Genomic DNA, 6,507 nt, shown 5'->3' on the forward strand with positions numbered 1-6,507 from the left:
TAGGCTGGTAGCTGTGGCTGCCCAACAACCCCATCAGCCTGATCGGCTCACGGCGCCACGATCATCGGTGGCTGTACCGCGGGATGTCCCCGCAAACACCCGAGTGCGACCGGTGGACGTGCTCGTCCGGCTGGGGGTCGGCGTCTTCGCCATCGGCCTCATCGCCACCGTGATCATTATCGTTCCGTTCTTCTTCGGTGTCACCGAGCAGCCCACCTGGCTGAACGTGCTCGCGGTCGGGGGGTTGACGATCGGCTTCGGCGTCGCGCTCATCGCGATCGTGGCCGCGGTGCTCTCCCCCGCTCCGGTCGACGACACCGGACCGGACGACACCGGACCGGACGACACCGGACCGGACGACACCGGACCGGACGACGACACCGGACCGGCATCCGGGCGCGCGATCTGACGATCGTCGCGCGCCCTTTGGCCCGCTAGGAACGCGGTAGCAGCTCATTCATCGAACCGGACCGGAAGCCGCGGGGGTCGACCTCCACCCGGTCGAAACCCTCGATCACCGCCAGCAGCTCCGGGCGCGCGGTCAGTGCCCGCACATGGGTGGCGTCCACCTCGACCATCGCCACCGTGCCGAGGTCACGTACCCGCAGGTTGCGCACGCCCAACCCAGCCGTGTGCACTGCCACCCGCAACGCCGCCTCGGCCCGTTCGACGCGAGCGAGACGTGCCGGTGACACCGTGATCCCGTAGGCGATGCGGCTTGCCAGACATGCCGCGGCCGGTTTGTCCCAGGTCGACAGCCCCCACCACCGGGACGCTTCGCGGACCTGGGCCTTGGTCAGACCAACGTCCAGCAGCGGGGTCCGTGCCCCCCGAGCGGCCGCCGCGCCGATACCCGGCCGGAACCCGGCCACCGCGTCATCCGCGTTCGTGCCGGTCACCACATGGGCGAGCCCGAGGGACTCCGCGAGTGGGCCGAGCGTCTCGGTGAGCTCCGCCTTGCAGAAGTAACACCGGTCCGGACCGTTGGCCCGGTAGCCGTCGCGTCCCATCTCGTCGGTGGCCGGCGTGAGGTGACGGACCCCGAGCTCCGCCGCGAAGTCGCCGGCCGCCCGCTGCTCCGTCCGTGGTAGGGAGGGGGAGATCGCTGTGGCGGCCGCAACCCGGTCGACACCGAGCGCCCGGACCGCGGCCGCGAGCAGGAACGCCGAATCCGCCCCACCGGAAAATGCAACCAGTACGGATCCGAGCTCGGCGAGCCTCGCGGCGAGATCGTCGAGGCGGCCGGCAAGTACCCGGCCATCCACCCCCACCGGCTCCGGCACCGGCTCCGGCACCGGTTCCGACGACACGGATCTTCCCGTTACAGATGCCGACACGAATCCGAGGGTAGTGAACCACCGGTGCCGGACGCCTGCCCGGTGCCTGTTTCGATGCTCCTGGGATGACGCCTGGGCTGGCTCCTGAGGATAGGCTCTTACGCCATGGCCAGGGTCGTAGTGGACGTGATGCTGAAACCGGAGATCCTCGACCCGCAGGGGCAGGCGGTGCTCACCGCATTGCCACGGTTGGGCGTGACCGGCATCGTCGGGGTGCGCCAGGGCAAGCGGTTCGAGCTGGAGGTGGACGGCGAGGCGGATGCCGACGCCCTCGGCCGGATCGAGCAGCTTGCCGCATCGCTACTGGCCAACCCGGTGATCGAAGACTACGTCGTCCGGGTTGAACCCGCGCCCGCCCAACCCCGATAAGAGCACCCGGCAACAGGGATGTGGATCAAGGAGTGGGGCTGGGGCACTATCCGGGGGGAGCCATCGGGTCGGCCGGCGAGACGAACGCAACCCGACGTCCACACGAGTCGCAGACGGCGACCCAGGCGCCGGGTTCATCGTCTGCAGCCACCAGATGCGCCAACGGGACGATTCCGCCGCACCACGGGCAAGTGATCCACGGCCCGTCCGCACCACAGCCTGACGACTCGACATCGAGTGATTCCACCCCCATGACGGTGCCACCAGGCGCCCGCCCCCGAGGACTCCACCGGCCTTTCGGTGACCACAGCCGCCTGTTCGCAGGACGTGCGCCCCCAGCTGCCCGGGCCCAACGCCGGACACCGGACACCGGACACCCGACGCCGAGGCCCACGGCTCATCACCGGAGCCGGTGACAGGATGGGCGGGTGGGCACGAACGAAGTACCTTCAGTCGCCATTGATCAACTTCCGGTCACTCTCTCGCCGGATGCGGACATCCTGCTGCTCGACGTCCGGGAGCTCGAGGAGTGGGACGCCGGACATGCCACCGGTGCGGTGCATATCCCCATGGGCGAACTCCTCGAGCGCCTCGACGAGGTGCCGCGCGAACGGGACGTGGTGGTTGTCTGCCGGTCGGGCCAACGGTCGGCCGCGGTCACGGCATACCTGCACCGGGCCGGTTGGCGTGTCCGCAATCTCAACGGTGGGATGATCGCCTGGGATGCGGCGGGACGCCCGATGGAGAACGCCACGCCGCAGCCGCCGGCAGTGATCTGACCAGCGGTGAAGCGACCGGCGCACGGTGATCGTCGTTCCTGCGTCCCGCTCGACGGGATCCAGGTCAGCGCCTTTCGGTCAAGTCAGCGGTCGTCGTTGTGGACACGCCTTTGCATCCGCGGCCTACCGACCGCCAGCGGTGGATATCGCTCGATGAACCCAGGCATGGCGCGACACTAGGCGTCATGAACCATGACGACCCCGCCATGTCGACCGTGCGGGCGCTGGCCGTGGCGCTCGCGCTGTGTCTCGGACTCACCTTCACCGTGGCTGCCTGCAGCTCGCTCAACGATGCCTCGACCGCAAACGCCGGCGGGGTCGGTGGCACCGGACGGGGTGGGCCGGTCACCGCCGGGAGCGCCCTCGCGACGTTGGGGTCGATACCGGTCCACGCCTCGACGACCTCGCCGCAGTACCGGCGGGACAAGTTCGGCGATCCCTGGGAGGACGTCGACGGCAACGGCTGCGACACACGGAACGACATCCTGCACCGGGACCTGACGCTGGTGACCGTCAAGCAGGCAGACCCGTGCATTGTTCTGACCGGCGAGCTCAAAGATCCGTATACCAACCGGACGATCCGTTTCAACAGGGCGCGGGCCGCTGCCGCCGTCCAGATCGACCATGTCGTCGCACTGGCGGATTCCTGGCGCACCGGGGCCGCATCATGGTCATCAGATAAGCTGATCAGTTTCGCGAACGACCCGGAGAACCTGCTTGCAGTCGACGGTCCGACGAATCAGAATAAAAGTGACAATGACGCCGCACAGTGGCTACCGCCGAATCAGGGATACCGGTGCCAGTACGTGGCCCGTCAGATCGGCGTGAAAGCCCGTTACGGCCTTTGGCTGGAGCCGGCCGAACGCGACGCCATGGCCAAGGTACTGAGCACGTGCCGGGCGCAGCCGACCCTCGGCGGGAGCCCCGCCGGCTGACCGTGCCGCTGGACCGCCTGTTCTGATCGGACGCCCGGCGGCCAGCGGCCGACCCCGAACATCCACATCAACCCCCAGGCGTCACATCGGGCAACTATTCAAGTACAATTAACATGTTCGTTACCAAGATAGGGGCTGACCGAGAGTACCTCCAGAAGACCCGCCCTCGGACGACACGCACAGCCGGGTTGGCTGCACGTAGGTGGCTGCACGTAGGTGGCTGCGGGTCGGTGGACGCAGGTAGGTGGTGAGGACCGCATGGGGCAGGCGGGAGAGCGTCTGGATCTGTTCGACCACCTGGACATCGGGATGCTGGCCGTCGGTACGACCGATCGCCGAGTGCAGCGGGTGAACGCGGCGACATGCCGGATCCTGGGACGTAGTGAGAGCGAGCTGCTCACCATGAGCTGGGACATGTTGCTCCATCCGGCGGACCGGGCGGCCCAGCTGGTGAGCACGCCACAGTCCGCGGCGGGTGGGCAGGCCGACGGGCGCACGGATCATCAGACCGACGGGTTGCCGGGCGGGCAGCGCGTGGTCCGGTTCACGCGTCCGGACGGCTCGACCGTGTACGTACTGGCGACGGCGATACTTCTGCGCGACGGTCCGGACGGGGAGCCGTACTACCTCAGCCAGTTCCAGGACATCACCCAGGAGATGACCGCCCACCACCACCTGCGGCTGTTGTTGGACAACACCCCCGTGGCGTTGTTTCTGATGGATCCAAGCGGTCGCATCGTGTTCGCCGACGGCGAGATGAACGCCGCCCGGGTGGACACCGCACAACGATCGACAATCGTCGAAGCCTTCCAGGATCTGCCCGTCACGCCCATGGCCCGACGTGCACTGACCGGCGAGCGCGTCTCCGGTGTCATCGAGGCGCACAGCCGCCGTTTCGAAACACACATGGTGCCGATAGTCACCACGGACGGGGCGGTGACCTCAGTGGCGGTCGTCGCGACCGACGTCACCGAACGCGAAGAAGCTCTGACAGAGCTGCGAATCCGCTCCGCTGAACAGGCAATCGTCGCCGACCTCGGCCGCCGCGCCCTTGCCAGCCTCGAACCCGACCCCCTGTGGGCAGCCGCTGTCACCGCCATCGCCGACCACCTCCACGCCGACAGCGTCACCATCCACGAACAGCGTCCCGGCCACACCGGACCGCACCGGGCCGCCCGTGTCGGAACACCGCCACCCGCCACCAACGCCGCCTGTGCACTCACCGTCCCCATCGGCCCGCCCGAGTACCCCACCGCCATTCTCACCGTCCACCGCACCATGCCGTTCGCCGACTGCGAAAGCGCATTCATCCACGCCGTCGCCACCGTCCTCGGCGCCGCAGCCGCCCGCTTCCAGGTCGAACGCGAAGCCCGCTACCACGCCTGGCACGACAGCCTCACCGGCCTACCCAACCGCACCGCGCTCCTCGACCGACTCCAGCACGCCCTCACCCACACCGGCGTCGGCATCCTGTTCATCGACCTCGACGGCTTCAAAACCGTCAACGACTCCCTCGGCCACCACACCGGCGACCAGCTTCTGCGCACAATCGCGACCCGGCTCCAACACGCCGTCCGCCCTCACGACATCGTCGCGCGCCTCTCCGGCGACGAATTCGCCATCCTCTGCGAAAACATCACCAGCGCCCCCACCCTCCAGACCATCGCCGACCGCGTCGTCACCACCCTCGCCCAACCCACCACGCTCGACGGCCGCACCGTCACCGTCACGGCCAGCGTCGGCATCGCGATCTCCAGCCCCGAGCTCGCAGACCCCGACGACCTCCTACGCGCCGCCGACATCGCCATGTACACCGCCAAACACTCGGGCCGCGGCCACCACCTCCTGTTCGACGAAGCCATGCGCGCCTGCCTCCTCGACCGCCTCACCACCGAAAACGACCTCCGCCACGCCCTGGCCGTCCCCGGCGAACTGCGCCTCCACTACCAAGCCATCCTCAACCCGACCGGCGACACCATCGGCGCCGAAGCCCTCATCCGCTGGCAGCACCCGACCCGCGGCCTCCTACTGCCCGACATCTTCATCCCCCTCGCCGAAGACACCGGGCTGATCACATCCCTCGGCCGCTGGGCCCTGCACACCGCGTGCCACGCTGCCGCCGCCTGGACAACCGGACCACCCCCCATCCCCCCACCGCACATCACCATCAACGTCTCCGCCCGCCAGCTCACCGACCCGGGCTTCCTGCCCGACCTCACCCACCTCCTGCACACCACCAACCCTGATGACCGCTACCAACTCTGCCTCGAAATCACTGAAAGCGCCCTCATCCAGGACACCACCACCGTCACCCCGACCCTCCATGCCCTACGCGCCCTGGGCATCACCCTCTACATCGACGACTTCGGCTCCAGCCACTCCTCCCTCAGCCGTCTGCACCGCCTCCCCCTCGACGGCCTCAAAATCGACCGCCGATTCATCAGCACAATGACCGACGACCCAACCGACCACGCCATCGTCACCGCCGTCATCCACCTGGCCCACACCCTCGGCCTCACCGCCATCGCCGAAGGCATCGAAACCCCCGCCCAACTCGCTGCCCTCAGCACCCTGCGCTGCGACCTCCTTCAGGGCTACCACCTCGCCCGACCGGGACCGCACCTGCCCGCATTGGAACCCGCCACCCGCTCAGCCTGGCCAGCGCCCGAAGCCGACCACCGCCGCTGACAGTGCCCGGCAATGGTAGAGACGCGGGCAGACATCACGACCACCGGAAAGCCGACCAAAGGTCGGCGCCGGACGTTCGTCCAACGAGGGGTCCCCGGCCGGCGCGAAGCGGTGGACGGGGTACGTGACGGCGCCAGGCGGCGCCTCGCGACGCATCCACCCCACCCCCGCTCCTTGATCCACATTCCCTTCGGTGCGACGAGTGGAAGGATGACGTCAGGAGGCGCCGGTTTTCGGGCGGAAAATGTATGTCAACCATCCACTCGTGCTGGGCCGGCTACCCACCAAGGCGTCGCTGTCACAGCGGCTACCCATCCGCGCGGCCACCCGCCGGCCCTCACTCGCTGGCGCCCACTCGCAGACCTGCACATCCGCCACCGCGGCGCCACCGCCTCGCGA

5 protein-coding genes and 2 pseudogenes are annotated in these 6,507 nt (G+C 68.4%); 5 read left to right on the forward strand and 2 right to left on the reverse strand.

Annotated elements, in window-relative coordinates; all coding sequences use genetic code 11:
• Window positions 1-409: pseudogene (locus tag U9978_RS09530) on the forward strand (hypothetical protein); the annotation flags it as partial.
• 25 nt (window positions 410-434) lie between these two features.
• On the opposite strand, the pseudogene larE reads toward U9978_RS09530, so the two are convergent.
• Window positions 435-1,253, reverse strand: a pseudogene (gene larE / locus U9978_RS09535) (ATP-dependent sacrificial sulfur transferase LarE); the annotation flags it as partial.
• Window positions 1,254-1,442: 189 nt separating this feature from the next.
• Between larE and purS the strand changes: the two are divergent.
• From purS to U9978_RS09555, 4 genes are all read left to right on the forward strand, one after another.
• Complete coding sequence (gene purS, locus U9978_RS09540; protein ID WP_322760711.1) at window positions 1,443-1,706, forward strand: phosphoribosylformylglycinamidine synthase subunit PurS; 264 nt, start codon at window positions 1,443-1,445, stop codon at window positions 1,704-1,706.
• Between the two features lie 428 nt (window positions 1,707-2,134).
• On the forward strand, window positions 2,135-2,485 hold the full coding sequence (locus U9978_RS09545; protein ID WP_322760712.1) for a rhodanese-like domain-containing protein: 351 nt from the start codon (window positions 2,135-2,137) through the stop codon (window positions 2,483-2,485).
• A gap of 206 nt (window positions 2,486-2,691) precedes the next feature.
• A complete protein-coding gene (locus tag U9978_RS09550; protein WP_322760713.1) occupies window positions 2,692-3,420 on the forward strand; it encodes an HNH endonuclease family protein in 729 nt (242 codons plus the stop codon).
• Between the two features lie 258 nt (window positions 3,421-3,678).
• Entirely contained in the window at window positions 3,679-6,108 is a 2,430-nt protein-coding gene (locus tag U9978_RS09555) for an EAL and GGDEF domain-containing protein (protein WP_322760714.1), read from the forward strand.
• A 216-nt stretch (window positions 6,109-6,324) separates the two neighbouring features.
• Here the strand turns inward: U9978_RS09555 and U9978_RS09560 are convergent.
• Window positions 6,325-6,507: hypothetical protein (locus U9978_RS09560; protein WP_322760715.1), on the reverse strand; the 183-nt coding region annotated here is incomplete at its 5' end.

The organism is Protofrankia sp. Cr2 (genome assembly GCF_963555885.1).
Taxonomy (GTDB): Bacteria; Actinomycetota; Actinomycetes; order Frankiales; family Frankiaceae; genus Protofrankia.